Genomic DNA, 3,475 nt, shown 5'->3' with positions numbered 1-3,475 from the left:
GCAGAGGATGCCAAGGTGGCTGCAGCAGTGCTGGAGGCGCTGGGCGCGGAGAGGTGAGGAGGTTGATGATGAGGATTGTGGTGTTGGTTAAGGAGGTGCCGGATTCCTACGGGGAGCGCAGGCTGAATCTGATTACTGGGTTTGCTGATCGTGAGGCCAGTGAGCGGGTCCTTGATGAGATTACTGGCCGGGCGGTGGAGGCGGCGGTCTCTTATGCGGAGTCCGCTGAAGGTGTGGAGGTTGCTCTGCTGTCTATGGGCCCGGAGTCTGCGGAGTCCACTCTGCGTAAGGCTTTGGCGATGGGGGCTGATTCGGCTCATCATGTGGTCGATCCCGGGTTGGCCGGTGCGGATCTGAGTCTGAGCGCTGAGGTGTTGGCCAAGGCGGTGGAGGAGATCGGCTATGACCTGGTGATTGCTGGTGATGTCTCCTCTGATGGGACCGGTGGGCTGGTGCCTACGATGGTGGCTGAGTATCTGGGGGTTGCCCATGCCACCAGTTTGGATTCGGTGCAGATTACTGAGTCCTCGGTGACTGGTGAGCGTGCAGGCTATGGCGGCACGGTGGCGGTGCAGGCGCAGTTGCCTGCGATGATCTCGGTGACTGAGCGGCTTCCCGATCCCCGCTTCCCTGGGTTCAAGGGGATTATGGGGGCGAAGAAGAAGCCTTTGGAGAAGTACTCGCTGGCTGATCTGGGGGTGGATGCCGGGGCTGATGTGCCGCGTTCGATTATGCTTTCGGTGGCTGAGACCCCTCCGCGTACCGCCGGGGAGAAGATCACCGACCAGGGTGATGCCGGGGCCAAACTGGGTGAGTACCTGATCGAGAAGAAGGTGGTGTGAACCGTGGCTGAGCAGAACATTCTCGTGTTCCTTCCCGTGTTGCCCTCCGGTGAGCTGGTGGGCTCATCGGCTGAGCTGCTAGGCGCGGCGAGCCTGTTAGGCGCCCCGGTGGGGGTGATCTGCGCCCCGGTTGGTCAGGGGCAGGCCGCTGCGCAGGCTGCCGGTGAGTTCGGTGCTGTGAAAGTCTTTATCGCAGAGCACGACGACGACGCCACAGAACTGTCTGCCCCTGCCTTAGGAGCAGTCGCTGCTGCGTGGGAGCAGGTTTCCCCGGAGGCCGTGCTGGTTCCCCATGACATTGAGGGCCGGGACATTGCTGCCCGGCTGGCAGTACGTACCCGCAGCGCTGTTGCTGCTGACGCGGTAGGCGTCCACCGGGATACCGAAGGCGTGGTGGCTGAGCATTCGGTCTACGGCTCAGCATTCACCACCGAGTCCGCCCCTACCCATGGCACCCTGATCATCACCCTGCGTGAGGGTGCGGTGGATGCCCGGGCTGAGGCTGCCGCTGCCCAGGTTGAGCAGTTGGACCCGGTGGAGTCGGTCTCGGCTGCGGCGGCGTCGGTGACCGGATTCACCGAGAATGTGGAGGCCTCCACACGTCCTGATCTGCGGGGAGCGAAGATCGTGGTCTCCGGGGGCCGGGGCCTGGGCTCGAAGGAAGGCTTCGAACTAGCCGAGCAGTTAGCCGATGCCCTCGGTGCCGGGTTGGGTGCTTCCCGTGCGGCAGTCGATGCCGGATATGCCCCGTATTCGTTGCAGGTAGGCCAGACCGGTGTGACGGTGGCTCCTGAGCTCTACATCGCACTGGGGATCTCCGGGGCGGTGCAGCATCAGGCCGGAATGCAGACCGCGAAGACTATTGTGGCGATCAATAAAGACCCTGAGGCCCCGATTTTTGATATCGCGGACTTCGGGATCGTCGGGGATGCCTTCGAGGTCGTGCCCCAGCTGATCGAAACCCTCAAGGCCAAGGCCCAGTGACCCCAGAGCCCACCCACCGGCGCCGGGGTCTGCCCCGCACCGAGGAAGAAGCAGCCGCCCGGGCAGCCGGACCCCAACCCGCACCGGCCGCCCCGGAAATCTCGGTGCCCACCGAACCCGAACCGGTAGTAACGCAGTCTTCAGGTGCGAAGGCCGGTGCCGGTGCCCCGGCCCAGCAGAGCGGTGCTGAACCAGCACCGCACCGGCGCCGCGGCCTGCCCAGGACAGAGGCTGAAGCAGCGGCCCGGACCAGCCAGCCCCAGCAGGCTCCGGCAGCCCCGGCACCGGCTGAGGCAGTGGCCCAAAACACCGAGGCCCCTGGCACAGGCGCACCTGCCAGTACCCAGCAGGGACCTCCGGCCGAGGCCCCCCAGCCCCCCGTGGTGGGCCTGCCTCCGGATAAGCCCGGCCGCCGCCGCGGCCTGCCCCGCACCGAAGCTGAAGCCGAAGCCCGTGCCGCTGAGACGGATAAGTCCTCCGCCCCGCCTGCCTCAGAGGCTAAACCTGCCCGGCAGGCCCCAGCGGCTGGGACCAAGCCTGCCCGCCGCACCGGACTGGACAGTACCCCTGCCCCGGCCCCCAGCGAAGAGCCTCAGCCGGCCCCGAAGGACACCACCGCCCCATCCCCCGGGCTGCCGAAGACCCCCACCCCGGACACTGCATCGGTTCCTTCAGACCTGAAGACTGACACACCTCAGCCGAGAGCCGAGCGGGGTCTCCCCGCCGGCGGGACCAGCACTGAACCAGCCCGCACCATCGCCGGACGCACCACCAGACAGTGGGGTGTGCTGGCAGGAACCGGTGCCGGCGGCCTCGTCGTCCTTACCACCCTGCTGGTCGCCGGCGCCCAATGGTTCCTGGGCACCGAGACCGGGACCAGTTTCCTGGCCGACTACCCCGGCCAGTACGCCCAACCCGATGCCCCAGGCGGGTATCCGTGGTGGCTGAACTGGGCGCATTTCTTCAACGCGTTCCTGATGATCCTGATCATCAAAACCGGCATCCAGATCCGCACCGAAACCCGCCCACAGGCTTATTGGACCCCACGGTGGAACACCAAACGCAAAATCAGCCTCACCATCTGGACCCACCAGGTACTGGACCTGCTCTGGGTGCTCAACGGAGTGGTGTTCGTGACCCTGCTGGTCACCACCGGCTACTGGCAACGGGTAGTGCCCACCAGCTGGGAAATCTTCCCCAACGCGGTCTCCGCCGGGATCCAATACGCCTCCCTGGACTGGCCCACCCACGGGGAATGGGCCCACTACAACTCCTTACAGGAACTGGCCTACTTCACCACCATCTTCATCGCCGCCCCCCTAGCCATCACCACCGGGATACGAATGTCCGGGCTCTGGCCAACCAACAACCAGACACTGAACAAAGCCTTCCCCGTCGAAACAGCCCGAGCAGTGCACTTCCCGGTGATGATCTACTTCACCGCCTTCATCCTGATCCATGTGATCCTGGTCTTCGCCACCGGCGCCCTGCGCAACCTCAACCTGATCTACACCGGCCAAGAGACCACCAACTGGACCGGGTTCTTCCTCTTCACCCTCTCCCTAGCAGTGATCATCGCCGCAGCCCTAGCCACCCGCGCAGTACTGATCGCACCCATCGCCTCCCTCTTCGGCCGCATAAGCCGCTGA

General features: G+C 65.1%; 3 protein-coding genes. All 3 read left to right on the top strand.

Annotated elements, in window-relative coordinates:
* Window positions 1-842, top strand: an 842-nt coding sequence (locus F0311_RS18030; RefSeq protein ID WP_317982591.1) for an electron transfer flavoprotein subunit beta/FixA family protein, incomplete at its 5' end; no start/stop codon positions are given.
* A 3-nt stretch (window positions 843-845) separates the two neighbouring features.
* Window positions 846-1,826 (top strand): electron transfer flavoprotein subunit alpha/FixB family protein, encoded by a 981-nt coding sequence (locus F0311_RS18025; protein ID WP_223881241.1) that lies wholly within the window; start codon window positions 846-848, stop codon window positions 1,824-1,826.
* Window positions 1,823-3,475 (top strand): cytochrome b/b6 domain-containing protein, encoded by a 1,653-nt coding sequence (locus F0311_RS09325; RefSeq protein ID WP_223881240.1) that lies wholly within the window; start codon window positions 1,823-1,825, stop codon window positions 3,473-3,475. Before F0311_RS18025 ends, F0311_RS09325 begins: the two co-directional genes overlap by 4 nt.

The organism is Nesterenkonia ebinurensis, assembly GCF_008711175.1.
GTDB lineage: Bacteria > Actinomycetota > Actinomycetes > Actinomycetales > Micrococcaceae > Nesterenkonia > Nesterenkonia ebinurensis.
Note: the sequence above shows the minus strand (reverse complement) of the source record. Positions and strands in the feature narration are given on the sequence as shown.